Consider the following 25,741-nt stretch of genomic DNA (forward strand, 5'->3'; position numbering starts at 1 on the left):
GGTTTCCCCGGCCGGATGTCACGGCAGGAGCCCGAATGACGCGCCACTTTGACGACCTGCAGCTGGGCAGCATCGAGATGTTCTGCCTGGCGGCGGAACTCAGCAGTTTTACCGCGGCCGCCAACGCCGCGGGTGTGACGCCGGCGGCCGTCAGCCGCAGCGTCTCGCGGCTGGAGGCGCGGTTGGGCATCCGGCTGTTCGTGCGCAGCACCCGGCATATCCGCCTGAGCGATGAAGGACGCGCCTACTTCGAGCAGGTGCGCCCGGCCATTGCGCAACTGGTCGACGCCGAACGCCAGGTGGGCGGGCAGGGCGCGGCGGGGCGCCTTCGCATCAGCTTGCCCACGCCCTATGCGCATTACCGCGTCCTGCCGCTGCTGCCCGCGTTTCGCGGCAAGTATCCCAACGTGGACGTGCACGTTCACATCAGCAACCGCAATGTCGATTTTGCCGATGACGGCTATGACCTGTCGGTGCGCGGGCGCGCGCCCGACGACTCGGCGCTGATCGCGCGCAAGCTGGAGGATGCGGAGCTGGTGGTGGTCGGCGCGCCCGAGTACCTGCGCCGGCGCGGCACGCCGCAAGCGCTGGCGGATCTGGCCGCGCACGATTGCATCCAGTTCGACCGGCCCAGCAGCGGGCGCCGCATTCCGTGGACGTTTCAGGTGGACGGTGAAGCGGTCGATATCGTGACCGACGGCGCCTATGGCACGGGCGAGGATGTGCTGGGCGGCGTGACATTGGCCCGGGCGGGCGCCGGGCTATTCCAGACGTATCGCTTCGTGGTCGAGGATGACCTGCGCAAGGGCAGGCTGACCGAAGTGCTGCAGCAACATGGCGGCAGCACCCGGCCGTTCGTGTTGCTGTACCCGCATGCCCGGCACGTATCTCGCCGGGTCCGGGCGTTTGTCGATTTTCTGGTCGACAAGCTGGCGGACTGAGCGAGGTCAGCGGCCTTTCAACTGCGCGATCACCACCAGGATCACTGCCGCGTTGCCCGGCTGCTGCGCAACCGAATTGGCGGTGCGCGCGTGGCCGGCCTTATCGCCGAGCACGCGCGCGAACAGGCCGGATGCGCCATCCAGCACGGTGGGCTGATCCAGAAAGCCCGGCGCGCTGGCCACATAGCCTTCGACACGGACAAGGTGGTCCAGCCGGTCGAAGCTGCCGGTGTGCTGGCGAATCTGCGCCAGCACGTTCAGCGCGGCAAGTTCGGCGGCCTGCCGCCCCTGATCGACAGTAAGCTCCGCGCCCACGCGGCCCTGCCACACCACGCGCCCGTCGCGCAGGGGCAATTGGCCCGAGATGAACAGCAGGTCGCCCGCCTGGCTGGCGGCGGTGTATTGGCCCAGTGGCTGGGGGGCGGGCGGAAGGGTCAGGCCTAGGTCGGCCAGTCTGGCTTCAATGGTCATGGTGCTCTCTTGGCATTGGGACACCCGCCGCTCGGCGGGCGTCCGCTGGGGTTTGCTACCAGTGGCCGGCGGCGGCGCCGCCATCGACCGGAAGGATCGCGCCGGTGGTGTAGGCCGAATCGGTCAGGTAGGTCACCGCCCCGACAATGTCCTCCACCTTGCCCATGCGGCCGGCCGGCTGCAACGAATTCAGGAAGCCGAACGTGGCCGGATCGTGCATCGGCGTCTCGATGATGCCGGGCGCCACCGCATTGACGCGGATGTTCCTGTCCGACAATTCGATCGCCAAGGCCCGTGTGGCGTGATTCAGGCCGCCCTTGATCAGCACGGGCAGCAGCGCGGGGACCCGGCTGCTGGGCTGCATGGCGATGCTGGCCGTGATGTTGACGATGTGGCCCTCGCGGTTTTCGGACATATGCACCGCCGCCTGCTGGGTGATGTGAAAGAAGCCCTTCAGGTTGGTGTCGATGATGCGGTCCAGGTCTTCGTCGGTGTACTCGCTCAGCGGCTTGGGAATGAAGATCCCGGCGTTGTTGACCAGCACGTCGATGCGGCCGAACCGCTCGGTGGCCTGGCGCACGATGGCGCGGGCGGTGCTGGCCAGGGCGATGTCGCCGGCGACAGCCAGGAAGCGGTCGGGCAGGCCCAGTCCTTCGTGCGCCAGCCGCTCGGCGGCCGCATCCAATCCCTGCTGGCTGCGGGCGTTGCCCACCACGTTGTCGCCGCGGCGCAGGTATGCCTGCGCCAGGGCAAATCCGATTCCGCTGGACGCGCCCGTGATCACTACAGTCTTGTTCGACATTTCAATACTCCGGTTTGGCTTTTGGGATGCCTGCGCGCTCAGACAGTGAGACGAACTATAGGAGCGGGCGGCCAGGCAATAAACGCCCGTGGCGGAACATGAATTGATACGTGGCGGAACAAGCGCGGGCGTCGCCGCTGGGCGGCGGCGCCGTCCGGCGATAAGATGCGCTACCCGTGCATCAACAACAAACGGGAGGGAGACATCATGCGTTGCAATACCCATAATGCGCTGCGCGGATTGGCCGCGCTGGCGTTGATCCAATGCGCCATGCCGGCGCACGCCGCCGGCTATCCGGCCAAGCCCATCACGTTCATCGTGCCGTATACCGCCGGCGGGACGACCGATCTCGTCGCGCGCACGGCGGGACAGAAGGTGGCCGAGAAACTCGGGCAGCCTGTCATCGTCGAGAACCGTCCCGGGGCGGGCGGCAACATCGGGATGGATGCCGTGGCCAAGGCGGCGCCGGACGGCTACGTCATCGGCTTTGGCGCGATCTCGACGAATGCGCTCAATCCCTTCGTGTACCCGAAGATGCCGTTCGATCCGACCAAGGATTTCACGGGAATCAGCATGCTGGGCGCCTCGTCCGTGGTGCTGGAGGTGGGGCCGTCCGTGAAGGTGGACAGCGTCAAGGATCTGGTGGCCTACGCCAAGGCAAATCCCAACACGTCGTACGGCACGCCCGGCACGGGCACGTCCATGCACCTTGCGGGGGTGATGTTCGACCAGGTAACCGGGGCTGGCATGCAGCACGTGCCGTACAAGGGCAGCGCCCAGGCCTTGAACGATCTGCTGGGCGGACACCTGCCCGTGATGTTCGACAATCTGCCCGCGTCGCTGCCGCACATCAACGCGGGCAAGATCCGCGCGCTGGCGGTGACGGGCAGCAAGCGTGCGCCGGCGTTGCCAAACGTGCCGACGCTGGCCGAACTGGGCTATTCAGGGGCGGTGGTGAATCCGTGGTTTGCGGTGTATGGGCCGGCCGGCATGTCGCCCGAGGTGACGCGCGCGTTGAGCGAAGCCTTCCAGGCGGCGCTCGCCATGCCGGACGTCAAGGACAAGCTTGAGAAAGCCGGCTTCATGCCCTATGGCTCGACCCCGCAGGAAGTCGAGCGTCTGACGCAAAGCCAGCATGAGGCCTTCAAGGCCTTGTCGCAGAAGGTGAAGCTGTCGGCGGACTGAACCGCCAGGCGCGGTCCCGGCACGGCTGGCGCCGGGGGCGCCGGGGGCGCGGCTAGCGGCCGCGCGCCAGCGCCTGTTCGCGTTGCTCTTCAAGCGCCTCGCGGCGGATGAAGTCGCGCACGAAGGCGTCGGCCGGGTGATGGTGCAGGTTGTAGGGCGTGTCCCACTGCGCGATACGCCCCTTCGCCATCACCCCGATGCGGTCGGCGATCGCGAAGGCTTCGGCCTGGTTGTGCGTGACCAGGATCGCGGTGTGGCCCGTGGTCTTCAGGATCTCGCGCACCTCGAAGGCCAGGCGCTCGCGCGTGTCCACGTCCAGGTTCGAGAACGGTTCGTCCAGCAGCAGCAGGTCAGGCGACGGCGCCAGCGCGCGCGCCAACGCCACGCGTTGCTGCTGGCCGCCAGAGATCTCGTGGGGATAGCTGCTGGCGGCATGCGCCAGGCCGACGAGTTCCAGCATTTCCTCGACGCGGCGGGCGCGATCCTGCCGCGACAGCTTGCGCAGTCCGAACGCCACGTTCAGGCCAACGGTCAGATGGGGAAAGAGCGCGTAGTCCTGGAACATCATGCCCACGCGGCGCAGTTCGGGCGCAACCTGTTCGGTGGGCGATGAGATGACCGTGCCGTCCAGCAGGATTCGGCCGGCTCGCACCGGCTCGAAGCCGGCAATGGCGCGCAGCACGGTGGTCTTGCCGCAGCCGGATTCGCCCAGCAGGCAGCCGATGTGGCCGGCGGGCAGGCCCAGCGACAAGTCCTGCACGATCGGCTTCAGGCCAGCGGGCGTCTCGTAGGCGAGGGAAATATGGTCGATTTCTAACAGATCGGGCACGATGATCAATGTCCCATTTTCAGATTGGTGCGCGCCAGCAGGATGACCGGCAGCAGGCCGGCCAGGACGATGGCCAGCGCGGCCACGGCGCCTTCTTCGTACGTCCCGCGCGCGGCTTCCGCGTACAGCCACGTGGCAAGGGTGTCGAAATTCATGGGGCGCAGCAGCAGGGTGGCGGGCAGTTCCTTCATGGCGTCCACGAACACCAGCAGCGCGCTGGCGGCCAGCGCCGGACGCAGCAGGGGCAGATGCACGCGGCGCAACGTGCCGGCCGACGTCTCGCCCAGAAGGCGCGACGCCTGCTCGAGCGACGGCGGGATGCGCGCCAGCCCGGCTTCCACCGCCCCGGTCGAAATCGCCAAAAAGCGGATGGCGTAGGCGCAGACCAGCGCGCCCATCGAGCCCATCAGGAACAGGCCCGTGCCGCCGAAGACGCGCGCGACGGCGGTGTCGATCCACACGAACGGGGTGAGAAGACCAATGGCCAGCACGGTGCCGGGCACCGCGTAGCCCAGGCTGGCGACGCGGGCGCACGCGCGGCCCGGGTTGAACCCGGCGCTTTCGCGAAGGCTGCGGCCCGCCCACGCAACGATCAGGCCGCACAGCAGGGTGACGACCGTGGCGCTGGACGCGACGATGAGGGTGTTGGTCAGGCCGCCGATCAACTGGTCCGAGACGCCGCCCACCAGATGCAGGCGCTTGTAGGTTTCCACGACCAGATACAGCGCCGGCGCGGCGAAGCCCACCAGCACCGGAATCCAGCCCAGCACGGCCGCCACACCCGCAGCGGCGCCGCGCAGCCGGCGCGGCTGCATCGGACGCATGCGCTGCGTGTTGGCATAGCGCTGCCGCTTGCGGCCGTGGCGTTCCAGCAGGATCAGCCCGATAACGATCGCCAGCATGGTCAGCGCAATCTGCGCCGCGCCGGCCAGGTCCGAACGGGTCACCCAGGTGGTGTAGACGGAGACGGTCAGCGTTTGCACGCCGAGAAATTCGGAGGCCCCGATATCGTTCAGCGTTTCGAGCAGCGCCAGGCTCACGCCCACCACGATCGCCGGACGGGCAAGGGGCAGGGCGACGCGGCAGAACACCGCCACACGGCCCGCGCCCAACGTCCGGGCCGCTTCAAGCAGGCCGGCCGCCTGCGTCATGAACATGACGCGGGTGCTCAGGTAGACGTAGGGATACAGCACGAAGCCCAGCACGAAGATGGCGCCGTAGATGGAGCGCAAATCGGGCAGGCGGAACTCGCGCGGGCTGTCGTAGCCCAGCACGGCGCGGATCGCCGACTGGATGGGGCCGATGGGATGCAGCAGGTCCAGGTAGGCGAACGCGATGATGTAGGTCGGCACGGCCAGGGGCAGCAACAGCGCCCAGGTCAGCATCCGGCGCGTCGGAAATTCGTAAGCGGTCACCAGCCAGGCGGCCCCGGTGCCCAGGAACGTCACGACGATACCCACGCCGGCCAGCAGCATCACCGTGTTCGCCATCGCCTGCGGCAGCACATAGCTGGCCAGGTGCTGCCAGTGTCCAAGGCTGCCGCCCAGCGCCCACCAGCCCAGCGTCAAGACCGGCGCAAGCACCGCCAACGCGATCAGGCCGGCGCCAACCAGCCAGCCGGTTCCGCGTTCAGACCAGCGCAGCCGCAGCGGCCTGGGCAAGGATTCTGTATACATGCTTCAAAGTCGGTTGCATCAAAGGCAAGGCCTGTTCCCCCCAAAAAGCGGGAACAGGCCCTACGCGCGGCCCCGGTTCAGGGGCACGCGCGTGTCGTTGCCGTGGTCACGCGCTGCACGCTGGCAGCGCGGTGCGGCAGCTTATCAGTTATCGAAGCCGACCTTGTCCACCAATTCGCTGGCTTGCTTGCGATGCTTGGCGATCTCGGTCAGGGGCAGGGGATCGACCTTCAGTTCACCGAAGCTTGCGATCACCGGGTCCAGCTTCACGCCCTTGCGGACGGGGTACTCGTAATTGGCCTGGGCGTACATGGCCTGGGCGGGTTCGGACACCAGGAAGTCCAGCAGCTTGACGGCGTTGGCCTTGTTGGGGGCGTGCGCCGCGACCGCCGCGCCGCTGACGTTCACGTGCGTGCCGCCGCTCTTGGCGTTGGCGAACGTCGGGCGGATGACCTTGATGGCGTCGCCCCACTTGCGGGCGTCGGTGCCGGGCTCGGCGTTCTTCATGTGGCCCACGTAGTAGGCGTTGGCCAGGCCGATGTCGCAGATGCCGCCAAGGATGTCGCGCGCCACGTCGCGATCGCCGCCGGCGGCCTTGCGGGCCAGGTTGGCCTTGACGCCGCGCAGCCACTTTTCGGTGGCTTCGGCGCCGTCATGCGCGATCATGGAGGCGACCAGCGCGGTGTTGTAGGGGTGCTGGCCCGAGCGGATGCAGACCTTGCCCTTCCACTTGGGGTCGGCCAGGTCTTCGTAGCGGAAGGCTTCGAGCTTCAGGTCCTTTTCCACGTACAGCACGCGGTCGCGCAACGACAGGGCATACCATTTGCCATCGGCGCCGCGCAGGTTGGCGGGAATGACCGAATTGAGCGTGTCGGACTTGACGGCTTGCGTCACGCCGCCGTCCACCAGGTCGAGCAGGTTGCCGATGTCCACGGTCATCAGCACGTCGGCGGGCGACTTGGCGCCTTCAGCCTTCACGCGCTCGAGCAGGCCGTCCTTGACGAAGACGGTGTTCACCTTGATGCCGCTTTCCTTGGTGAAGGCATCCAGCAGCGGCTGGATCAGCTTGGGTTCCCGGGTGGTGTACAGGCTGACTTCCTCGGCGGCGTTGGCCGACACGGTGAAGGCGGCGGCGCCAGCCAGCGCGAGCGCGCGCAGCAGCGAATTCAATTGGGGACGATTGATCATTAGGGGAACTCCAGCTAGGGCCGAAACGAATTTTTTGCCGCGGGCTTGCCGCGCTCAGGGGGCGCCGCCACGCAAAGCAGTCTGCTAACGAAAATGATTATCAAAAGAGAGAGCGACAATAACAGGAAGCATTGCGCCGTTCAACTGCTCGTAAGCCGTCCCTGCAAGACGTTGATCCCCGTCAACTTGGAATAAGGGTATTACGGAATAATGAGAGCAGTTATCAACGAGACCTTGTAGAATAGGGACAACCCTAATGCCGACCGCGGCCTTTTTTTGCGGCTCGGAATGACCTTCGCGGCGCAGCCGGGCCCCGTCCGACCACCGTCCGCCCTTACTGAATACGACATGGCTGCTTTCAACACAGAGCGCGTACTTAGCGTGCACCACTGGAACGACACCCTGTTTTCCTTCACCACGACGCGTGACGCGGCCTTGCGGTTCCACAATGGCCACTTCGTGATGATCGGCCTCGAAGTCGAAGGCAAGCCGCTGCTGCGGGCCTACAGCATCGCCAGCGCCAACTACGAAGAAAACCTCGAATTCCTCAGCATCAAGGTGCAGAACGGCCCGCTCACCTCGCGTCTGCAGCACCTGAAAGAGGGCGACACCATCCTCGTCAGCCGCAAGCCCGTCGGCACGCTGGTCGTCGACGACCTCAAGCCCGGCAAGCATCTGTTCCTGTTCGGCACCGGCACCGGCCTGGCTCCCTTCATGAGCATCATCAAGGACCCGGACGTCTACGAACGCTTCGACAAGGTCATTCTGGTGCACGGCGTGCGCTGGGTCAGCGAGCTGGCCTACGCCGACTACATCGAGAACGAACTGCCGAACAACGAATTCTTCGGCGATATCGTGCGCGACAAGCTGGTGTACTACCCCACCGTCACGCGCGAGCCTTTCCGCAATCAAGGCCGCATCACCGAACTGCTTGAAAACGGCAAGCTCTGCGCCGACATCGGCATTCCGCAGATCAACCCCGAAACCGATCGCGCCATGATCTGCGGCAGCCCGCACATGCTGGCCGACATCAGCGCCATGCTCGACAGCCGCGGCTTCACGGTGTCGCCGGGCGTGGGCCAGCCAGGCGACTACGTCGTCGAACGCGCCTTCGTGGACAAATAAGCCAGACCGCTTCCGTTCGCGGCTTCAACAAACAACCCATCGCACATCGCGATGGGTTTTTTGTTTTGGCGTGAAGCGGCAACGCCACGCCTGGCGTGAATCATTCGGGCTGAATGCCTGCCTTCTTGATGATCTCGCCCCACTTCTTGGACTCGGCTTGCTGGAACGTGGCCAGTTCCTCGGGCGACGAACTGGCGGCGTCCGTGCCGGTCTGTGCGTAGAACTGTTGGGCGGCCTTGGCCTTGGTGGCATTGACCAGCAGTTCGTTCAGGCGCTTGACCACGTCGGGCGGCGTGCCGGCCGGCGCGTAGGCAGCAAACCAGTAGCCCATTTCGTAGCCGGGCACGCCGGCTTCCGCGATGGTGGGCACGTCGGGCGCCAGCGGCGAGCGGGCCTTGCCCGTGACGCCCAGCGCGCGAAGCTTGCCGGACTTGACCTGCGGCAGACCCGTGGCCGTGTCGGTAATCATCATGTCGATCTGGCCGCCCAGCAGGTCGGTAACCGCGAGCGGGTTGCTCTTGTACGGCACGTGCAGCAGTTGCACATTGGCCATCTGCTGCAACAGCTCGCCGGCGATGCGGCTGCTGGAGCTGCCGCTGCCAAAGCTCAGCTTGCCCGGCGACTGCTTGGCCTGCGCCAGGAAGTCGCCCACGGTCTTGGCGGGCGAACTGGGGTTGACCACCATGATCTGCCCGCCCTTGCCCAGCAGCGTGAGGGGCGCGAAATCCTTGACGGGATCGTAGGTCAGCGACTTGTACAGGTGCTCGTTGGCCGCGTGCGTGGTGTTGGTGGTGATGAGCACGGTATAGCCATCGGGCGTGGCGCGGGCGCCGGCGGCCGCGCCGATCATGGCGCTGGCGCCGGGCTTGTTCTCGATCACGACCGCCTGGCCGGTCTGCTCGGTGACGCCCTGGCCGATGGCCCGGCCGATCTGGTCGGTCGCGCTGCCGGCCGCGAACGGCACGATGAAAGTGATGGGCTTGGCGGGAAATTGCGCCATGGCCGAAAAGGGCAGGGCGGCGGCCAGCAGCAGGGCCAGCCGGCCCTTGGTAGCGATGCGCATGTATGTCTCCTGTGGTGTTTTTTTATCGGAACTGAAATCAGGCGGCCGCGGGACGGTCGCCGGGTATGTCTGGCAGCCGGCTCGCCAGCTCGGGGCTGACCTCCACCGTCATGTCCAGCAATCTGAAAGACAGGCTCTTGCCATGGGTGTCCAGGTTCAGCGCGTCGTTGACGCCGCCATCCAGCACACCCTCCAGCACAAAGTTCATGGCATTGAGCATCGGCAGCGCATAACGCGTCACGCGTTTCGGGTGGCGGTAGGCGAACCATTGCGCCACGCGCGATTCAGTCACTTGCGCGGTCAGCACGTCAAAGCATTCGGGGTCCCAGGCGATGAGGCTCAGGTTCGAGATATCGCCCTTGTCCCCGGAGCGGCTGTGAGCCAGCCGGTACAGCGGCACGGCGAGCAGGGTCTGGTTCATGGCGCGATCTCCTCCAGGAAGGTCCAGCCGCTCTTTACGGCCTCGCGGGGAATGGTGCAGGACATCATGTTCAGGCGCGGGCGCAGGGCGGTGCGCACGCCGCCGCCGCCCGCCGGTCCGCAGGTATAAAGCGCGGTTACTTCGCGCAGCACGCGTTCGGCTTGTGCGCGGTCGGCGTTTTCAGTGGCCAGCCGCAGCCGCACGTCGCGGGAATGGCTATCGGCAAGCGCGCGGCGCATTTCCCCGGCGTCGTCGCCCAAGATGCTGATGGCGCCAATCAGGTCCGCCCGCAGCTTGAAGTCCGCGCCCAGGCGCTTCTGGACGATGTCGGCCGCCAAGCGGGCGCGCGCCTCGGCCTGCACGCCTGCATACGAGATTTCCGCTTCGGCCAGCCAGCCGCCGCGATAGCAGACGTTCACCTTCAGTTCCGGCGGCCGCGCGTGGCCGGTAATGCCGTGAACCGCGACCCGATTGCCGCCCAGCTCGACCACGTGCGCCTGGCTCAGGTCCGCCACCACGTCGGGCGTCAGGTAGCGCGCCGGATCGTGCACTTCATAAAGCAGTTGTTCCTTGACCGTGCGCGCATCGACCGCGCCGCCCGTGCCGTCGGCCTTGCCGATCACGAACTCGCCGTCGGCCTGGATCTCCGCGATCGGGAAACCGGCCGCGTGCACGTCGGGAACCTCTTTCAGGCCCGGGACGCAAAAGTAGCCGCCGGTGACCTGAAGGCCGCATTCCAGCATGTGGCCCGCCATGGTGGCGCGGCCCAACCGCGGCCAGTCGGCCGGATCCCAGCCGAAATGCGCCAGCGCCGGGCCGAGCGTCAGCGAAGGGTCCGCCACGCGGCCGGCCACCACGATCTGCGCGCCGGCGGCCAGCGCCTCGGCGATCTCGGTGGCGCCCAGGTAAGCGGTGGCGCTCACGATGTCCAGGCCGTCCAGCGCCGCACCCAGGCGTTGCGCCAGCAGGTCGCGGTGTTCGGCACCGTTTAGCGCGTCGCCGTGCACGACGGCGATACGCGGCACGGGCAGGCCCTGTTCGCGCGCCAGTTCGGCGATGCGCCGCGCCGCGGCGGGCGGATTGGCCGCGCCGAAATTGCTGACGATGTTGATGCCGTGGCGCAGGCAATCGGCCAGGATCGGCCCCACCAGCTCGTCCAGCAGCGGTTCATAGCCGCGGTTCGGGTCGTCGTTGCGAGCCAGCTGCGCCAGCGCCAGCGTGCGTTCGGCCAGCGTCTCGAAGATCAGCGTGCCGCCGCCTTGGGCGGCCAGGGTGCGGACCACGGCCGCGGCGCCATCGCTGCGGTCGCCGGAAAATCCGGAGGCGCAGCCGATGAGCAAGGGAGTTTGAGACATGAGCAGTCCAGGCGCGTTCAGGGTTGGGACGACTATAGGCAAGGCGCGATCATCCGTAAAATAGAAAAATCGGATCGATTAATACAAGAAACCCATGAATCTATCGTCCCGCCAATTGCGCGCCTTCGTGGCCCTGGCCGATGAACGGCACTTCACGCGCGCCGCGCAGCGCTGCCACCTGACGCAGCCGGCGTTCAGCGCGCTGATCCGGTCGCTGGAAGACGCCGCCGGCGTGCGGCTCTTTGACCGCAACACGCGGCACGTGGAGCTGACTGCCGAAGGCCGCGTGTTGGATGCGACCGCGCGCCGCCTGCTGGCGGACATGGACCTGGCAATGGGAGACCTGCGCGACCTGGCGGACCGGCGCCGGGGCAGGGTGACGCTGGCCGCGCTGCCGTCGCTGGCGGCGGGTTGGCTGCCCGATCTGCTGGCGCGGTTTCAGCTGGATCACCCGGGCATCGTGCTGGATCTGCGCGACGCCTTGCTCGATCCTTGCCTGGACATGGTGCAAAGCGGCGTGGCCGATTTTGCCGTGGCCTCGCGGCGGCCGGACATGACGGATCTGGACAGCGAATTCCTGCACGCGGACCGCTACTTTCTGGTGTGCCGCGCAGACCATCCCTTGGCTGGCCAGCCGCGCGTGCGGCTGCGCGACGTGCTGCGCCATCCCATCATCCAGCTTGCGCGCGGCAGCAGTGTGCGCAAACATCTGGACGAAGCGTTGGGCGCCGAGGCGCCGTTGCCGGTTTTCGAGGTCGAACATCTGGCCACCGTCACGGGCCTGGTGCGCGCAGGACTTGGCGTATCGGTCGTGCCTGCCATGACGCTTTTTCATTTCCGCAGCGCCGATCTGCGTATCGTGCCGCTGGCGGGCCGCGCGTTGACGCGGCCGCTTTATCTAGTGCGCCGCAAGGGCCGCAGCCTGTCGGTGGCGGCGCACGCGCTGGCCGATCTGCTGATCGCGCATCGGGGCGATATCGGCGGCGCCGGCCATCCGGCGGGTGCGCTGGATCAGACCTAGGCCATCTTTACGGCAATCCGCCACTTTCGCAAACGTCTATTGCTGATTAAACTTCGATAGTTGTAGCTTCTATCCGTCACCAGAAGGATTCCGCCCATGAGCAAGCAAATCATCCATACCGACAGCGCGCCTGCCGCCGTTGGCCCTTACTCGCAAGCGGTTGCCGTCAGCGGCACCAAGACTGTCTACCTCTCGGGCCAGATCGGCCTGGAGCCCGGCACCGGCGACCTGGTCTCTGAAAACTTCGACGCGCAGGTGCGTCAGGCGTTTGCCAACATGCAGGAAGTCATCAAGGCTGCAGGCGGCACGCTGGACAACGTGGTCAAGCTCACGCTGTTTCTGACCGACCTGGGCAAGTTCACGGCGGCCAACGCCATCATGGCCGAGATCATCCCGCAGCCGTTCCCGGCGCGTTCGACGATCGGCGTGGCCAGCCTGCCCAAGGGCGCCCAGTTCGAAGTCGAAGCGATCATGGTCCTGTAAGGCGCGCCCGGACGTTTCATACCAGGGGTTCGTTCCTACATGCCGGCCGCAGCCGTGGCCTCCAAACGTACCGGCGCCGACAAGAACGGCGCCGGCAAAGCGATGACGGATACGGAGCGCAAGCTTCGTAACCTGGGCTTGGTGCTGCCCGAGGATTTCGTGCTGCACCTGCCGCTGCGCTACGAAGACGAAACGCGCGTCATCCCGATCAGTTCGCTTCGGCCGGGCTTTGCCGGCCAGGTCGAAGGCGAGATCACCAAATCCGAGGTCCTGTACCGGCCGCGGCGCCAACTGACCGCCACCTTGGCGGACGACAGTGGCGAACTGCAATTGCGCTGGCTGAACTTCTATCCCAGCCAACAGAAACAAGTCACAGTCGGCAAGCGGCTGCGCGCCCGTGGCGAAGTGCGCGGCGGGTTGTTCGGACGCGAGATGGTGCATCCGCGGCTGACCAACGCCGATTCGCCCCTTCCGACCGCCCTGACGCCCGTCTACCCCACCACTGAAGGATTGCCTCAGCCGGCGTTGCGACGCGCCATCGCGCAGGCGCTCAATACCGCGGACCTGTCCGACACGCTTCCGGACGAGGCGCGCGCCCGCTACGACCTGCCGCCCTTCGAGCCCTCCATCCGTGCGCTGCACACGCCTGCGCAGGGCGAATCCGAACAGGCCTTGCTGGATCGCGTGCACCCGGCGTGGCGGCGGATCAAATTCGACGAACTGCTGGCGCAGCAGCTGTCGCTTGCCGCCGCCCGCGCGGCGCGCCGCATCAAGGAAGCCGAGTCGCTGCCGGCGCAGAACGGGGCAGGGGGGCTGGTCGCCCGGTTGTACGAAACGCTGCCGTTCAAGCTGACCGGCGCGCAGCAGCGTGTCGTGCAGGAGATCTCGGCGGACCTTGCCAAGCCGTATCCCATGCACCGTCTGTTGCAGGGCGACGTGGGCAGCGGCAAGACCGTCGTGGCCGCCATCGCGGCCGCGCAGGCCATTGCGGGCGGCGCGCAGGTGGCGCTGATGGCGCCCACGGAAATCCTGGCCGAGCAGCACTTTCGCAAACTGGTGTCCTGGCTGCAGCCGCTGGGCGTGAATGTCGCGTGGCTGAGCGGCAGCCTTTCGGCCAAGGCCCGCCGGGAAGCCGCCGCTGCGGCGGCCGACGGCAGCGTGCAGCTTGTCGTCGGCACGCAGGCGCTGATCCAGGACCATGTCGAATTCCACCGGTTGGGCCTGTCCATCGTCGACGAACAGCATCGCTTCGGCGTCGGCCAGCGCCTTGCCCTCACGCGCAAGGGCGAGACCGTGCGCGGCCGCATCGTGCCGCATCAGCTCAACATGAGCGCCACCCCCATTCCCCGCACGCTGGCCATGACTTTCTTCGCGGATCTGGACGTGTCCGTGATCGACGAGCTGCCGCCCGGACGCAGTCCCGTGGTGACCAAGCTGGTCTCCGACGCGCGCCGGGAAGAGGTCATTGCCCATATCGCGCAGGCGGCGCGCGGCGGCCAGCAGGCCTATTGGGTCTGTCCGCTGGTCGAGGAAAGCGAGGCCCTTGAACTGCAGACCGCCGTCGACACCTACGAGGGCATGCGCGCCGATCTGCCGGACCTGCGGATCGGACTGGTGCACGGCCGCCTGCCGCAGGCCGAGAAGGCGTCGGTGATGCAGGCTTTCCGCGACGGCGAGATCGATCTGCTGGTCGCCACCACCGTCATCGAAGTCGGGGTCGACGTGCCCAATGCGTCGTTGATGGTGATCGAACACGCCGAGCGATTCGGCCTTGCCCAGCTGCATCAGCTGCGCGGGCGGGTGGGGCGCGGCACGGCCGAGTCCGTTTGCGTATTGCTCTACCAGACGCCGCTGTCCCAGGTTGCGCGAGAACGCCTGCGCGCCATGTTCGAGACCTCCGACGGCTTTGAGATCGCGCGGCGCGACCTTGAACAGCGCGGTCCCGGCGAATTTCTGGGAACGCGCCAGTCCGGCATGGCGCTCCTGCGCTTTGCGGATCTGGAAACCGACGCCGCGATTGCCGAAGACGCGCGCGATGCCGCCGTGTGGCTGCGCACCGAGCATCCAGACGCCGTCCAGGCCCATCTGGCCCGCTGGATGCGCGGCCGCGAAGACTTCCTGCGGACCTGACATGCGGCCCGACATTCACCTTGAATCCTCTACCGCCGGCCTCGGAGCCGGCGCATAACCCCGGGGGCGTAGTCCACCATGACTCTCACCGAACTGAAGTACATCGTCGCCGTCGCCCGCGAGCGGCACTTTGGCCGCGCGGCCGAGGCCTGTTTCGTCAGCCAGCCGACGCTGTCCGTGGCCATCCGCAAGCTGGAAGACGAATTGGGCGTGACCCTGTTCGAGCGCGGCGGCTCCGAGGTCGGGGTGACGCCCATCGGCCAGCGCATCGTCGCGCAGGCGCAGAAGGTGCTGGAAGAAAGCGCCAGCATCAAGGAGATCGCCCGGCAAGGCCACGACCCGCTGGCAGGCCCGCTGCGCGTTGGCGTCATCCACACCATCGGTCCGTACCTGCTGCCCAAGCTGGTGCCCGTGCAGATCGGCCGCACGCCGCAGATGCCGCTGCTGCTGCAGGAGAACTTCACGGTGCGGCTGGTGGAACTGCTGCGCCAGGGCGAAATCGATTGCGCCATCATGGCCTTGCCGCTGCCCGAAGCCGGTCTGGTCATGCAGCCGCTCTACGACGAGCCCTTCGTCGTGGCGGTGCCCAACGATCACGAACTGGCCAAGCGCAAGGCCATCGACGCCCAGGATCTGAAGCAGCAGACCATGCTGCTTTTGGGTAGCGGCCATTGCTTCCGCGATCAGGTGCTTGAAGTCTGTCCCGAACTGTCGCGCTTCTCGGCGGCCAGCGACGGCATTCAGCGCACCTTCGAGGGCTCTTCGCTCGAAACCATCCGCCACATGGTCGCGGCCGGGATCGGCGTCACCGTGCTGCCCGTGACCGCCGTGCCCGAGAACCCGCCCGCCAACAGCCTGTTGCGCTACCTGCCGTTCGAAGGTCATGTGCCCGAACGCCGTGTGGTGCTTGCCTGGCGGCGCAGCTTCCCGCGTCTGGCGGCGATCGAGGCGCTGGCGCAGGCCGTCTATGAATGCGATCTGCCGGGCGTGAAGATGCTGGCCGGCGAAGCGGCTGCGGTGCAGGATTGAGCGGCGGCGGCCGCCAGTGCGCGGCGCGTCTTTGCGCCGCGTCAATCGGTCGCAGGCCATATTGAGAACGGCTCTGCCACAACACCCGTTCTGTCGTGTTTGCAGTGGTATTCTTATTTCCGCCTTTTTCCCTAGGAGCTAGCAATGGCCAAGTCCACCAAGAAGACCTCGAGCGTTCCGCGCATCAACATCGGTATTTCGGACAAGGACCGCGCCGCGGTTGCCGGTGAACTGTCCAAGTTGCTGGCCGATTCGTACACGCTGTACCTGATGACGCACAACTTCCACTGGAACGTCACGGGGCCCATGTTCAACACGCTGCACCAGATGTTCATGACGCAGTACACCGAAGAATGGACCGCGCTGGACAGTATCGCCGAGCGCATCCGCGCGCTGGGCCACTACGCGCCGGGCACGTACCGCGAATACGCCAAGCTGTCCTCGATCGCCGAGCCGGACTCGGTGCCGGACGCGCTGGAAATGGTGCGCCTGCTGGTCGACGGCAACGAATCGGTCGCCAAGACCGCGCGCGCTGCCTTTGAAAAGGCCGACGCCGCCAACGACCAGCCCACGGCCGACCTGCTGACGCAGCGTCTGGACGTGCACGAAAAGAATGCGTGGATGCTGCGCAGCCTGCTGCAGTGATCCGATGGCCGTCTTCCCATCACGGGGAGGCGCCCGGCGCGATACGCGCCAACCTATTGGCCGCCCTGATCGGGCGGCCATTTTTTTGCTTGCGCGGTTTGCGTCAGAAGTCGTACAGCGGCACGGGCGGAATGCGCTTGGGCGGCGGGGGAATCCGCCAGGATGCCCGGCGTCGAAGCGCCCCGAGCAGCTTCAGGCCCTGCGGCCAGTCGGCAAGTCCGCTATCGGCATTGATATGGCCCGCGCCAGCCAGCACGACGATGCGGCTGCCCCAGTCCGCGGCGAACGCATGCGCGCGTTCCAGCGTGCAATAGGGGTCGTTGTCGCTGGCCACGACCACGCTTTGAAAAGAGAGCGGCTGGCGCGCGATGGGCGCGAAGCCGCGCAGGCACGCCGGGGTGTCGGGGCGTTCCACGTCGGCGGGCGCGACCAGCAGCGCGCCGGCAACCTTGGCGCGCAGCGGCACCGGCAGCGAAGCGCTGATCAGGCAGCCAAGGCTGTGGGCCACGAGCAGGACCGGGCTGCGCGCTTCGTCCACCTCGGCCGTCAGACGGGATATCCAATCGGCCGCGCAGGGGTTTTCCCAGTCGTGCTGCTCGATCCGCCGGGCGTTTGGCAACAGGGCCTGCCACCGGGATTGCCAGTGATCGGGACCGGAGTTTTTCCAGCCCGGGACGATTATCGGTTGGAGTCTCATGCGGCACATGATGCCGCCGCGCGTTAGTAACTCAAACGAATTAATGGTCTTTTGCATATACGGCGTTTGGAATAAGCCGAGGTGCCCCGCAGCATGCCGCAGTGCATCACAAAACCGCGGAAAACCCTGCGCAAACCCGGCCAAAAGCCGCGATATTTCAGTGTATGCTTGCCGTGCAAATGCACCCGCCAACGGGCACGACATCTACGTTATCCGGCCGTCAGCCCGTTGATGGATCAACGATTACAAGTCATTCGAGGAGTCCACTCATGAAGCCAGTATTCCGTCTGACCCCGGTCATCGCAGCGCTGGGCGTCGCCGCTGGTTTGACGTTTGGCGCGGCCGCGCACGCGCAGACCATCAAGATCGGCGTCGTCGGCCCCACCACCGGTGCGGTCACGCAGTATGGCGATATGGTCCGTGAAGGGGTAGATACCGCGGTCGAGCGCATCAACGCCGCCGGCGGCGTCAACGGCAAGAAGCTGGAAACCGTGGTGATCGACGACGGCTGCGAACCCAAGCAGGGTCCTAACGCCGCCAACCGCGTCGTCAACAGCAAGATCGGTTTTGTCGTGGGCCACGTGTGCTCGGGCGCCACCATCGCCGCTGCCGACATCTACAACAACGAAGGCGTGGTCATGGTCACCCCGTCGGCCACGTCGCCGGCCCTGACCGACGGCAAGAACTACGAGTTCATCTTCCGCACCATCGGCCGCGACGACCAGCAGGGCCCCGCCGCCGCCAAGTTCATCCTGGACAAGATCAAGCCCAAGAAGGTCGCCGTGCTGCACGACAAGCAGTCGTATGGCCAGGGCATCGCCACCGCGGTCAAGAACGACCTGGAAAAGGGCGGCGTGACCGTCGCCGTGTTTGAAGGCATCAACGCCGGCGACAGCGACTACTCGGCCGTCATCACCAAGCTCAAGAGCCAGGGCGTGGACTTCGTCTATTACGGCGGCTACCACCCCGAAATGGGCCTGCTGCTGCGCCAGGCGGCCGAGCAGGGCGTGAAGGCCAAGTGGATGGGTCCGGAAGGCACGGGCAACCCGGACATCAATGCCATCGCGGGCGACGCCGTCGAAGGCATGCTGCTGACGCTGCCGGCCGACTTCACGCAGAACGCCGCCAACGCCGACATCGTCAAGGCGTTCCAGGCGAAAAAGCGCAATCCCAGCGGCGCTTTCCAGATGACGGCCTACGCCGCCACGCAGGTCATCGCGGACGGCATCAAGGGCGCGGGTTCCGACGATCCGACCAAGGTCGCCAAGTACCTGCACGCCAATTCCTTCGATACGCCGATCGGCAAGGTGTCGTGGAACAAGCAGGGTGACCTGACGAACTTCGAGTTCGACGTGTTCACCTGGCACAAGGACGGCTCCAAGACCGTCTACAAGTAAATCGCAGTGCGGCGGGCCGCTACCGGCCCGCTGTCACGCGAACGGCACGTGCAGCGTGTGGGGCATCAGGCCGCACGCATCAGACGCCGCAAAAAAAACCGGGCCGCAAGCGATCAGCTTGCGGCCCGGTTTGTTATTGCGCCATTACGGGGCAGGGGCAGAGGCCGCCGCTTACAGGCCCTGGACGCGGCGGCCGGTGTCGGCCTCGAACCAGTGCAGCGGATGGCGGCCGTCCGGGCCCACGTTGACCTGCATGCCGACCTTGGCGGACGACTCGGACAGCTGGCGCGTCGTGCAGCGCACGACCAGCGTGCTCTTGCCGCAGCGGCAGTGCACAAGCTGTTCCGAACCCAGCGTCTCGACCATTTCGACTTCGGCGGGGATGCCCTGCGTGTTCAGCAGCATGTGCTCGGGGCGCATGCCCATGATGACCTTGCGGCCGCGAACCTGCGAAGGCACCTGCAGCGGCGAGATCTCGAGCTGGTTGCCGTCGGCGGTCTGCACGGTGCCGTCGCCGGACACCTGGACTTCCATGAGGTTCATGGGCGGCGAGCCGATGAAGCCGGCCACGAACGTCGAAGCGGGCTTCTCGAAGACTTCCATCGGGGTGCCGATCTGCTCGGGCACGCCCTGGTACATGACGATCATGCGGTGCGCCAGCGTCATGGCCTCGACCTGATCGTGCGTCACGTACAGGCTGGTGGTGCCCAGGCGGCGGTGCAGCTTCATGATCTCAAGGCGCATCGCCACGCGCAGCTTGGCGTCCAGGTTGGACAGCGGCTCGTCGAATAGGAACACCTTGGGTTCGCGCACGATGGCGCGGCCCATGGCCACGCGCTGGCGCTGGCCGCCCGAGAGGGCGCGCGGACGGCGGTCCAAGAGGTGTCCCAGTTCCAGGATCTGCGCGGCGGCGTCGACGCGCTTCTTGATTTCGTCCTTGGAGAACTTGCGGATCTTCAAGCCGTAGGCCATGTTCTCGAACACGGTCATGTGCGGGTAGAGCGCGTAGTTCTGGAACACCATCGCGATGTCGCGCTCGGCGGGTTCCAGCGTGTTGACGACCTTGTCGTCAATGACGATGTCGCCGCTGGTCACGGTTTCCAGGCCGGCGACCATGCGCATCAGCGTGGACTTGCCGCAGCCCGAGGGGCCGACGATGACGATGAATTCGCCATCCTTGACATCCATGTCGATGCCATGGATGACCGGCACGTTGCCGGCGTAGGTTTTCTTGACGTTGCGGAAGCTGAGAGTAGCCATGAGTTATTCGTGTTCAGAGTCGTGTTCGGGTGGGCGCGGGTGGGGCGGCGTTACTTCTCAGTGTCGACCAGACCCTTGACGAACCATTTCTGCATCAGGATGACGACCAGCGCCGGCGGGATCATCGCGAGCATGGCGGTGGCCATGGTGATGTTCCATTCGGTCACGCTGTCGCCGCCGCTGATCATCCGCTTGATGCCGATGACGACGGGATACATGTCTTCCTGCGTGGTGACCAGCAGCGGCCACAGGTATTGGTTCCAGCCGTAGATGAACTGGATCACGAACAGTGCGGCGATGCTGGTCTTGGACAGGGGCAGCAGCACGTCGCGGAAGAACCGCACGGGCCCCGCGCCGTCGATGCGGGCAGCCTCGATGAGCTCGTCCGGCACCGTCAGGAAGAACTGGCGGAACAGGAACGTGGCCGTGGCCGACGCGATCAGCGGCAAGGTCAGGCCCGCGTAGCTGTTGAGCAGGCCCAGATCGGCCACGACCTTGTAGGTGGGCGCGATGCGGACTTCGACCGGCAGCATGAGCGTGACGAAGATCATCCAGAAAAAGAACATGCGGCCGGGGAAGCGGAAGTACACGACCGCGAATGCCGATAGCAGCGAGATCGCGATCTTGCCGATCGAGATTGCCAGCGCCATGATCAGGCTCACGTACATCATGCGGCCCACGGGCGCGCCGGACGACCCGCCCGACGAGCCGCCGAAGAGGGCCTTCATGTAGTTGTCCACGAAGTGCGGACCGGGAATCAGGGACATCGGCGCTTGAGCGACTTCCTGCGCGGTCTGGGTGGACGCGACGAAAGTGACGTAGAGCGGAAATGCCACCATCGCCACGCCGCAGAGCAGAATGACGTGGGCCAGAATATCCAGCCAGGGACGGCGTTCAACCATTGTTATCAGCCTCGAACAAAATCAATACTGCACTTTGCGGTCGACGTAGCGGAACTGCACGACCGTCAAGGCAATCACAATGAACATCAGGACGACGGATTGGGCGGCGGACGAACCGAGGTCCAGGCCGCGGAAGCCGTCGCTGTACACCTTGTAGACCAGGATCGAGGTCGACGTGCCGGGCCCGCCCTGCGTCGTGGTGTCGATCACTGCGAAGGTGTCGAAGAATGCATAGATGATGTTGACCACCAGCAGGAAGAACGTGGTGGGCGACAGCAGCGGGAAGACGATGGTCCAGAAGCGGCGCGCGGGGCTGGCGCCGTCGATGGCGGCGGCTTCGATCAGCGAGCGCGGGATCGATTGCAGGCCGGCCAGGAAGAACAGGAAGTTGTACGACACCTGCTTCCAGACCGCGGCGACGATCACCAGGACCATGGCCTGGTTGCCGTCAAGGCGCGGGTTCCAGTCCACGCCCGACTTGCGCAGGGCCACGGCCAGGATGCCGACGGAAGGCGAAAACAGGAACAGCCACAGCACGCCGACGACGGCGGGCGCCACGGCATACGGCCAGATGAGCAGGGTCTTGTAGAGCCCGGCGCCGCGGATCACGCGATCGGCCATCACGGCCAGCACGAGCGACACGCCAAGGCCCACGCCGGCCACCAGCACCGAGAACACGGCGGTGACGCGGAACGAATCCAGGTAGGCCTGTTGCGAGAACAGGTCCATGAAATTGTCCAGGCCGACGAATTGCGAGGACAGACCGAAGGGATCTTCAAGGCGCATGGACTGCCACATGGCTTGTCCGGCGGGCAGGAAGAAGAACACCACGGTAATGATCAGCTGCGGCAGGAGCAGCAGATAGGGCAAGGTCTTGTGCCCGAATACAACGCGTTTTTCCATAGGGGGAACCCAAGGTACAGAAAAGCGGCGGTTGAAATAACCGCCGCCTGAAACCGCCAGCACGCATGCCGCGCGTGGCGCCCGGAGCCCGAAAGCACCGGCACTCATAAAAACACGATAGGCTTAAAGCCCCTTAAAAACCAGGGCTTTAAGCCTCGTTTGTCCTTGTCGCAACAGGGTCCTTGTCACGGCATGGAAAATGCCGATTGACAAGGCGGCGGTCAAGCCGCGCGAAAGGGCGTTACTTTACACTCTTCTCGAACTTTTCCAGCAGCTCGTTGCCGCGCTTGACGATGTTCTCGGCGCCGTCCTTGGGGGCAACCTTGCCCGAGACGATGCGTTCGATTTCAGCGTCCTCGATCTCGCGGATCTGGGGCAGGAAGCCCAGGCGCAGACCGCGCGATTGGGCGGTGGTTTCGACGTTCAATTGCTTGACGCCCACTTCGGTGCCCGGGTTCTTGTCGTAGAAGCCTTCCTTCTTGGTCAGCTCGTACGCGGCCTTGGTGACAGGCACGTAGCCGGTCTGCTGGTGCCAACGGGCGGCGATTTCGGGGCTGGCCAGGAACTTGAAGAACGCGGTCACGCCCTTGTAGGTTTCGGGCTTCTTGTTGGCGAAGACCCACAGCGAGGCGCCGCCAATGATGGTGTTCTGCGGCGCGCCTTTCACGTCGGCGTAGTAGGGCAGCGTGGAGGTGCCGAACTCGAACTTGGCGTTCTTGGCGATGTTGGCGCGCAGGCCGGACGAACCGGTGATCATGGCGCACTTGCCGCTGATGAACAGCGAGTTGGGTTCGTCGCCGCGGCCGCCGTACATGAAGATGCCTTCCTTGCCCAGCTTGGCGAGGTTCTCGAGGTGGCGCACGTGCAGCGGGGTGTTGATGGCGATGCGCGCATCCAGGCCGCCGAAGCCGTTGTCCTTGGTGGCGTACGGCACGTTATGCCAGGCCGAGAAGGTCTCGAGCTGGGTCCAGGACGGCCACGACGTGGTGTAGCCGCATTCCTGACCAGCGGCCTTCAGCTTCTGGCCGGCTGCGGCCAGTTCTTCCCAGGTCTTGGGGGGATTGTCGGCGTCCAGGCCAGCCTTCTTGAAGGCGTCCTTGTTGTAGTAGAAGACGACGGTCGAGCTGTTGAACGGCATCGACACCAGCTTGCCGTCGGCCGACGAGTAATAGCCGGCCACGGCGCCGATGAATTCCTTGGGATCGATCGGGTTGCCGGCTTCTTCGGACATCTGCTGCACCGGCTTGATGGCGCCCTTGGCGTACATCATGGTGGCGGTGCCGACTTCAAAGACCTGCAGGATGTCCGGGGCGTTGCCGGCGCGGAACGCGGCGATGCCGGCGTTCATGGATTCACCGTAGTTGCCCTTGTAGATGGCCTTGACCTGGTAGTCGGGGTTCTTCTTGTTGAATTCGTCGACCAGGCCGTTGACGCGGTCGCCCAGAGCGCCTTCCATCGAATGCCAGAACTGGATCTCGGTGGCTGCTTGCGCGGAAGCGCCGGCGAAAGCCGTCATGATGGCGGCAAAGGTCAGTGCAATACGATGGGATCGCATAAAGGGTTCTCCAGTTGGGCGTGTTGCGAACGGGTTGTCCGGCCGCATGAAACACGACACCTTATGAATTGTTTGTGACAAAACCGTGACTTTCACATCCCTACAAACGCCTGTCAAATTGCGCGTTTTAGGCGCGAACGAACATTTTGCGATTCCTTGTGCAGGGAGCCGACCGTTTACAATCGCCGCCTATGGAAAACGAACTTTCGATTGCGTTCATTGGCGATGGCTGCGGGACGGCCGCGCGGGCCTCGCGGCAGGCCCGCAGAGTATGCGCCGCCAGGGGCGTTCATGTCATTGACATTAACCAGGATGCGCGGGCGCCGCGGCCATGCGGGACGCGCATCGCGCGCGCCTTTGCCAGCGGGTCCGCACGCATCGCGCGTGGCGTGTTCGCGGCCGCGACTCGGAACATGCCAGGTGTTGTGGCCAGGACACGTCAATGTGGGCAAGAAGGGGCCGTGAACGGCCGTTCGGCGGGCGGTCGCCGTCAGCCGCGGTGGGCGCCGGAGTGCGCGCGATGACCACGGCCGCCGCGCGCTTTCCCGCCATGACCCGCCTGCAGTTCGGCATCTCGGTGCTGTGCATGCTGGCCGTGGTGGTCGGCTCCAACATCCTGGTGCAGGTGCCGCTTAACGATTGGCTCACGTGGGGCGGGCTGTCTTACCCTGTGGCGTTCCTGGTCACCGACGTCCTGAACCGCCGCTTTGGTCCGGTCGCGGCCCGGCGTGTTGTGTGGTTCGGCTTTGCCGCCGCGCTCGCGGTGTCGGTGTGGGTGGCGTCTCCCCGCATCGCGCTGGCCTCGGGAATGGCCTATATATGTGCGCAGCTCGTCGACATTCAGGTGTTCGACCGCCTGCGCGACCAGCGTTGGTGGCGGGCGCCGCTGGCGTCGGGCGTGCTGGGCGCCATCCTGGATACGGCCGTGTTCTTCAGCGTGGCGTTCGCGGCCACCGGCGCGCCCTGGGTAACGTGGATGCTGGGCGACCTGGCCATCAAGCTGGTCGTCAATATCAGCATGCTGGCGCCGTTCCGGGCATTGATGTGGAATCTGGCACGGCCCGCGAACGCCTGATTCCCCCTGTTTTTGCTCTTGAAGCCGCGCGTGCCTCGCTGCCTGCAGCGCAGGACGCGCGGCTTTTTATTAATGGCCGCGAGTATTAATTGATGCGGTTGTAGTAAGTCCTGCGTAAGGACTGTATTTAAATATGCGATTAAACGCCGTATTAATGATTTTTCATATAAACCGGCAAGCATAAATCCCAGCGAAACGCCAGCCAACTTTGCGGCCGGAATTGCGATTTCTCCATTGATTTCACGCCTTTACGCGGCCTATGCGTCACGATTAAATGCCGCGCGTGAAATATTGGGGATTACACGCAGTGACAGTATGACGGCTTGCTTTCAGAATACCGGCCACACCGTGTTTTTGCCCAAGAAGCCGGCGACGGGCAATGCGGACAAAGGGGTACTCTCCCGATAAACCGTGTTGGACAGAGCCGCTCAAAACCTCGCTGGAGAACTCCGCATGAAGTTTCTGAATCGCCTTACCCCGGTAGCCATGGCGCTTGGGGCACTTGCCTTGGCTGGCGCCGCGCACGCCGCCGACACGATCAAGATCGGCATTCCCCAGCCCATGACCGGTCCCAACACGCAATACGGCGACCAGATCCAGGCCGGCGCGCTGACCGCCATCGAAACCATCAATGCCAAGGGCGGCGTCAAGGGCAAGAAGCTCGAACCCATCCTGATCGACGACGGCTGCGAACCCAAGCAGGCCGTGCCTGCCGCCAACCGCGTGGTCAACTCCGGCGCCAAGTTCGCCGTGGCCCATGCGTGCTCGGGCGTCACGGTTGCCGCCGTGAAGGTGTATGAAGAAGAGGGCATCGTCGGCATCACCCCGGGCGCCACGTCGCCCCTGGTCACCGACACCATCAAGCCGCATTTCTTCTTCCGCACGATCGGCCGCGACGACCAGCAAGGTCCGTACGCCGCCAACTACATCGCCAAGACGCTCAAGCCCCAGAAGGTCGCCGTGCTGCACGACAAGCAGACCTACGGTTCGGGCGTGGCCACCCAGGTCAAGGACGCGCTGGCCAAGCAAAACGTCAACGTCGCGCTCTTCGAAGGCATCAACGTCGGCGACAGCGACTACTCGGCCATCATCACCAAGCTCAAGTCGGCTGGCGTCGATCTGGTGTATTTCGGCGGCTACCACCCCGAGCTTGGCCTGCTGCTGCGCCAGTCGCGCGAACAGGGCCTGAAGGTCCAGTTCATGGGTCCGGAAGGCACGGCCAACCAGGATCTGGTGGCAATCGCCGGCCCGGCCATCGAAGGCCTGCTCGTGACGCTGCCCGCCGACTTTACCAAGCTGCCGGGCAACGAAAGCATCGTCAAGGCCTTCAAGGACGCCAAGCGCGATCCGGACGGCGCCTTCCAGATGCCGGCGTACGCCGCGGTCCAGATCCTGGCCGACAGCATCAACGCCGTCGGCGAAGATCCCGCCAAGGTTGCCGACTACATGCACAAGACCACCTTCAATACCGGCATCGGCAAGGTCGAATACGATGCCAAGGGCGATCTGAAGGACTTCGAGTTCGCTGTCTATAAATGGGACAAGGACGGAAAGAAGACCCAGCTGTAAACTCGCGATCCCGCCGGCG

At 65.3% G+C, this 25,741-nt stretch carries 24 protein-coding genes; 11 read left to right on the forward strand and 13 right to left on the reverse strand.

The features are described from left to right. Window positions 1–35 precede the first annotated feature (35 nt). Window positions 36–941 carry a LysR family transcriptional regulator gene (locus tag V6V88_RS13065; protein WP_338619463.1) on the forward strand — a complete coding sequence of 302 codons (906 nt, stop codon included), beginning with the start codon at window positions 36–38 and terminating at the stop codon, window positions 939–941. Window positions 942–947: 6 nt separating this feature from the next. Here the strand turns inward: V6V88_RS13065 and V6V88_RS13070 are convergent, their stop codons facing one another. Together V6V88_RS13070 and V6V88_RS13075 are read right to left on the reverse strand one after the other, a co-directional pair. Beyond that, window positions 948–1,412, reverse strand: coding sequence for a RidA family protein (locus V6V88_RS13070; RefSeq protein ID WP_062841141.1), 465 nt, complete (start codon window positions 1,410–1,412; stop codon window positions 948–950). 55 nt (window positions 1,413–1,467) lie between these two features. Further along, window positions 1,468–2,214, reverse strand: a complete 747-nt coding sequence (locus V6V88_RS13075; protein WP_280003736.1) for an SDR family NAD(P)-dependent oxidoreductase — start codon at window positions 2,212–2,214, stop codon at window positions 1,468–1,470. A 207-nt stretch (window positions 2,215–2,421) separates the two neighbouring features. Between V6V88_RS13075 and V6V88_RS13080 the strand changes: the two genes are divergently transcribed. Further along, window positions 2,422–3,399: a tripartite tricarboxylate transporter substrate binding protein gene (locus V6V88_RS13080; protein ID WP_338619464.1), complete on the forward strand. Its 978-nt coding sequence runs from the start codon at window positions 2,422–2,424 to the stop codon at window positions 3,397–3,399. Window positions 3,400–3,451: 52 nt separating this feature from the next. Here the strand turns inward: V6V88_RS13080 and V6V88_RS13085 are convergent, their stop codons facing one another. From V6V88_RS13085 to V6V88_RS13095, 3 genes are all read right to left on the reverse strand, one after another. Then, complete coding sequence (locus V6V88_RS13085) at window positions 3,452–4,228, reverse strand: ABC transporter ATP-binding protein (protein WP_062841198.1); 777 nt, start codon at window positions 4,226–4,228, stop codon at window positions 3,452–3,454. Window positions 4,229–4,233: 5 nt separating this feature from the next. Next, window positions 4,234–5,904, reverse strand: coding sequence for an iron ABC transporter permease (locus V6V88_RS13090; RefSeq protein WP_338619465.1), 1,671 nt, complete (start codon window positions 5,902–5,904; stop codon window positions 4,234–4,236). Between the two features lie 144 nt (window positions 5,905–6,048). Further along, complete coding sequence (locus tag V6V88_RS13095; RefSeq protein ID WP_062841138.1) at window positions 6,049–7,092, reverse strand: Fe(3+) ABC transporter substrate-binding protein; 1,044 nt, start codon at window positions 7,090–7,092, stop codon at window positions 6,049–6,051. 348 nt (window positions 7,093–7,440) lie between these two features. Between V6V88_RS13095 and V6V88_RS13100 the strand changes: the two genes are divergently transcribed. Beyond that, the gene (locus V6V88_RS13100; RefSeq protein WP_056317527.1) at window positions 7,441–8,217 is read left to right on the forward strand and encodes a ferredoxin--NADP reductase; all 777 of its coding nucleotides are present in this window, start codon (window positions 7,441–7,443) and stop codon (window positions 8,215–8,217) included. Between the two features lie 100 nt (window positions 8,218–8,317). On the opposite strand, the gene V6V88_RS13105 is transcribed toward V6V88_RS13100, so the two are convergent. Genes V6V88_RS13105 through V6V88_RS13115 form a run of 3 tightly spaced genes read right to left on the reverse strand, consistent with a single transcriptional unit; the run spans window position 8,318 to window position 11,056 of the window. Further along, window positions 8,318–9,280 carry a tripartite tricarboxylate transporter substrate binding protein gene (locus V6V88_RS13105; RefSeq protein WP_175235302.1) on the reverse strand — a complete coding sequence of 321 codons (963 nt, stop codon included), beginning with the start codon at window positions 9,278–9,280 and terminating at the stop codon, window positions 8,318–8,320. Between the two features lie 37 nt (window positions 9,281–9,317). After that, window positions 9,318–9,701, reverse strand: a complete 384-nt coding sequence (locus V6V88_RS13110) for a hypothetical protein (protein ID WP_056317531.1) — start codon at window positions 9,699–9,701, stop codon at window positions 9,318–9,320. Then, window positions 9,698–11,056, reverse strand: coding sequence for an acyclic terpene utilization AtuA family protein (locus V6V88_RS13115; protein ID WP_338619467.1), 1,359 nt, complete (start codon window positions 11,054–11,056; stop codon window positions 9,698–9,700). Before V6V88_RS13115 ends, V6V88_RS13110 begins: the two co-directional genes overlap by 4 nt. A 94-nt stretch (window positions 11,057–11,150) precedes the next feature. Here V6V88_RS13115 and V6V88_RS13120 point away from each other — a divergent pair, with 94 nt between their 5' ends. The 5 genes from V6V88_RS13120 (at window position 11,151) to V6V88_RS13140 (ending at window position 16,364) form a co-directional block, all read left to right on the forward strand. Continuing rightward, a complete protein-coding gene (locus V6V88_RS13120; protein ID WP_338619468.1) occupies window positions 11,151–12,077 on the forward strand; it encodes a LysR family transcriptional regulator in 927 nt (308 codons plus the stop codon). 96 nt (window positions 12,078–12,173) lie between these two features. Continuing rightward, window positions 12,174–12,560: a Rid family detoxifying hydrolase gene (locus V6V88_RS13125; protein WP_056317538.1), complete on the forward strand. Its 387-nt coding sequence runs from the start codon at window positions 12,174–12,176 to the stop codon at window positions 12,558–12,560. Between the two features lie 39 nt (window positions 12,561–12,599). Then, window positions 12,600–14,690 carry an ATP-dependent DNA helicase RecG gene (gene recG, locus V6V88_RS13130; RefSeq protein ID WP_338619469.1) on the forward strand — a complete coding sequence of 697 codons (2,091 nt, stop codon included), beginning with the start codon at window positions 12,600–12,602 and terminating at the stop codon, window positions 14,688–14,690. A 78-nt stretch (window positions 14,691–14,768) separates the two neighbouring features. Next, window positions 14,769–15,719 carry a LysR substrate-binding domain-containing protein gene (locus V6V88_RS13135; protein ID WP_338619470.1) on the forward strand — a complete coding sequence of 317 codons (951 nt, stop codon included), beginning with the start codon at window positions 14,769–14,771 and terminating at the stop codon, window positions 15,717–15,719. Window positions 15,720–15,863: 144 nt separating this feature from the next. Then, window positions 15,864–16,364, forward strand: a complete 501-nt coding sequence (locus V6V88_RS13140; RefSeq protein ID WP_056317547.1) for a Dps family protein — start codon at window positions 15,864–15,866, stop codon at window positions 16,362–16,364. Between the two features lie 103 nt (window positions 16,365–16,467). Here V6V88_RS13140 and V6V88_RS13145 read toward each other — a convergent pair whose 3' ends face one another. After that, on the reverse strand, window positions 16,468–17,061 hold the full coding sequence (locus V6V88_RS13145; RefSeq protein WP_223575576.1) for an alpha/beta hydrolase: 594 nt from the start codon (window positions 17,059–17,061) through the stop codon (window positions 16,468–16,470). A 269-nt stretch (window positions 17,062–17,330) separates the two neighbouring features. On the opposite strand from V6V88_RS13145, the gene V6V88_RS13150 reads away from it, so the two are divergent. Next, window positions 17,331–18,458 carry a branched-chain amino acid ABC transporter substrate-binding protein gene (locus V6V88_RS13150; RefSeq protein WP_056317555.1) on the forward strand — a complete coding sequence of 376 codons (1,128 nt, stop codon included), beginning with the start codon at window positions 17,331–17,333 and terminating at the stop codon, window positions 18,456–18,458. Between the two features lie 171 nt (window positions 18,459–18,629). Here V6V88_RS13150 and V6V88_RS13155 read toward each other — a convergent pair whose 3' ends face one another. From V6V88_RS13155 to ugpB, 4 genes are all read right to left on the reverse strand, one after another. Then, the gene (locus V6V88_RS13155; RefSeq protein WP_062841130.1) at window positions 18,630–19,718 is read right to left on the reverse strand and encodes a sn-glycerol-3-phosphate import ATP-binding protein UgpC; all 1,089 of its coding nucleotides are present in this window, start codon (window positions 19,716–19,718) and stop codon (window positions 18,630–18,632) included. Window positions 19,719–19,768: 50 nt separating this feature from the next. After that, complete coding sequence (ugpE, locus tag V6V88_RS13160) at window positions 19,769–20,620, reverse strand: sn-glycerol-3-phosphate ABC transporter permease UgpE (RefSeq protein WP_056317563.1); 852 nt, start codon at window positions 20,618–20,620, stop codon at window positions 19,769–19,771. A 21-nt stretch (window positions 20,621–20,641) separates the two neighbouring features. Beyond that, complete coding sequence (ugpA, locus tag V6V88_RS13165) at window positions 20,642–21,523, reverse strand: sn-glycerol-3-phosphate ABC transporter permease UgpA (RefSeq protein ID WP_056317567.1); 882 nt, start codon at window positions 21,521–21,523, stop codon at window positions 20,642–20,644. A gap of 241 nt (window positions 21,524–21,764) precedes the next feature. Beyond that, window positions 21,765–23,078, reverse strand: a complete 1,314-nt coding sequence (ugpB, locus tag V6V88_RS13170) for a sn-glycerol-3-phosphate ABC transporter substrate-binding protein UgpB (protein WP_128829267.1) — start codon at window positions 23,076–23,078, stop codon at window positions 21,765–21,767. Window positions 23,079–23,598: 520 nt separating this feature from the next. Between ugpB and V6V88_RS13175 the strand changes: the two genes are divergently transcribed. Both V6V88_RS13175 and V6V88_RS13180 read left to right on the forward strand, forming a co-directional pair. Then, complete coding sequence (locus V6V88_RS13175; protein WP_280003088.1) at window positions 23,599–24,153, forward strand: queuosine precursor transporter; 555 nt, start codon at window positions 23,599–23,601, stop codon at window positions 24,151–24,153. A gap of 453 nt (window positions 24,154–24,606) precedes the next feature. After that, window positions 24,607–25,722 carry a high-affinity branched-chain amino acid ABC transporter substrate-binding protein gene (locus tag V6V88_RS13180; RefSeq protein WP_280018342.1) on the forward strand — a complete coding sequence of 372 codons (1,116 nt, stop codon included), beginning with the start codon at window positions 24,607–24,609 and terminating at the stop codon, window positions 25,720–25,722. The last annotated feature ends 19 nt before the right edge of the window (window positions 25,723–25,741 follow it).

It is taken from the genome of Achromobacter sp. E1, assembly GCF_037039475.1.
GTDB lineage: Bacteria > Pseudomonadota > Gammaproteobacteria > Burkholderiales > Burkholderiaceae_B > Achromobacter > Achromobacter mucicolens.

Excerpts from the sequence above, each read along its gene's own strand:
- V6V88_RS13065 (WP_338619463.1), top strand. The coding sequence starts at position 36 with ATGACGCGCCACTTTGACGACCTGCAGCTGGGCAGCATCGAGATGTTC.
- V6V88_RS13070 (WP_062841141.1), bottom strand. The coding sequence starts at position 1,412 with ATGACCATTGAAGCCAGACTGGCCGACCTAGGCCTGACCCTTCCGCCC.
- V6V88_RS13075 (WP_280003736.1), bottom strand. The coding sequence starts at position 2,214 with ATGTCGAACAAGACTGTAGTGATCACGGGCGCGTCCAGCGGAATCGGA.
- V6V88_RS13080 (WP_338619464.1), top strand. The coding sequence starts at position 2,422 with ATGCGTTGCAATACCCATAATGCGCTGCGCGGATTGGCCGCGCTGGCG.
- V6V88_RS13090 (WP_338619465.1), bottom strand. The coding sequence starts at position 5,904 with ATGTATACAGAATCCTTGCCCAGGCCGCTGCGGCTGCGCTGGTCTGAA.
- V6V88_RS13095 (WP_062841138.1), bottom strand. The coding sequence starts at position 7,092 with ATGATCAATCGTCCCCAATTGAATTCGCTGCTGCGCGCGCTCGCGCTG.
- V6V88_RS13100 (WP_056317527.1), top strand. The coding sequence starts at position 7,441 with ATGGCTGCTTTCAACACAGAGCGCGTACTTAGCGTGCACCACTGGAAC.
- V6V88_RS13105 (WP_175235302.1), bottom strand. The coding sequence starts at position 9,280 with ATGCGCATCGCTACCAAGGGCCGGCTGGCCCTGCTGCTGGCCGCCGCC.
- V6V88_RS13110 (WP_056317531.1), bottom strand. The coding sequence starts at position 9,701 with ATGAACCAGACCCTGCTCGCCGTGCCGCTGTACCGGCTGGCTCACAGC.
- V6V88_RS13115 (WP_338619467.1), bottom strand. The coding sequence starts at position 11,056 with ATGTCTCAAACTCCCTTGCTCATCGGCTGCGCCTCCGGATTTTCCGGC.
- V6V88_RS13120 (WP_338619468.1), top strand. The coding sequence starts at position 11,151 with ATGAATCTATCGTCCCGCCAATTGCGCGCCTTCGTGGCCCTGGCCGAT.
- V6V88_RS13125 (WP_056317538.1), top strand. The coding sequence starts at position 12,174 with ATGAGCAAGCAAATCATCCATACCGACAGCGCGCCTGCCGCCGTTGGC.
- recG (WP_338619469.1), top strand. The coding sequence starts at position 12,600 with ATGCCGGCCGCAGCCGTGGCCTCCAAACGTACCGGCGCCGACAAGAAC.
- V6V88_RS13135 (WP_338619470.1), top strand. The coding sequence starts at position 14,769 with ATGACTCTCACCGAACTGAAGTACATCGTCGCCGTCGCCCGCGAGCGG.
- V6V88_RS13140 (WP_056317547.1), top strand. The coding sequence starts at position 15,864 with ATGGCCAAGTCCACCAAGAAGACCTCGAGCGTTCCGCGCATCAACATC.
- V6V88_RS13145 (WP_223575576.1), bottom strand. The coding sequence starts at position 17,061 with ATGAGACTCCAACCGATAATCGTCCCGGGCTGGAAAAACTCCGGTCCC.
- V6V88_RS13150 (WP_056317555.1), top strand. The coding sequence starts at position 17,331 with ATGAAGCCAGTATTCCGTCTGACCCCGGTCATCGCAGCGCTGGGCGTC.
- V6V88_RS13155 (WP_062841130.1), bottom strand. The coding sequence starts at position 19,718 with ATGGCTACTCTCAGCTTCCGCAACGTCAAGAAAACCTACGCCGGCAAC.
- ugpE (WP_056317563.1), bottom strand. The coding sequence starts at position 20,620 with ATGGTTGAACGCCGTCCCTGGCTGGATATTCTGGCCCACGTCATTCTG.
- ugpA (WP_056317567.1), bottom strand. The coding sequence starts at position 21,523 with ATGGAAAAACGCGTTGTATTCGGGCACAAGACCTTGCCCTATCTGCTG.
- ugpB (WP_128829267.1), bottom strand. The coding sequence starts at position 23,078 with ATGCGATCCCATCGTATTGCACTGACCTTTGCCGCCATCATGACGGCT.
- V6V88_RS13175 (WP_280003088.1), top strand. The coding sequence starts at position 23,599 with ATGACCACGGCCGCCGCGCGCTTTCCCGCCATGACCCGCCTGCAGTTC.
- V6V88_RS13180 (WP_280018342.1), top strand. The coding sequence starts at position 24,607 with ATGAAGTTTCTGAATCGCCTTACCCCGGTAGCCATGGCGCTTGGGGCA.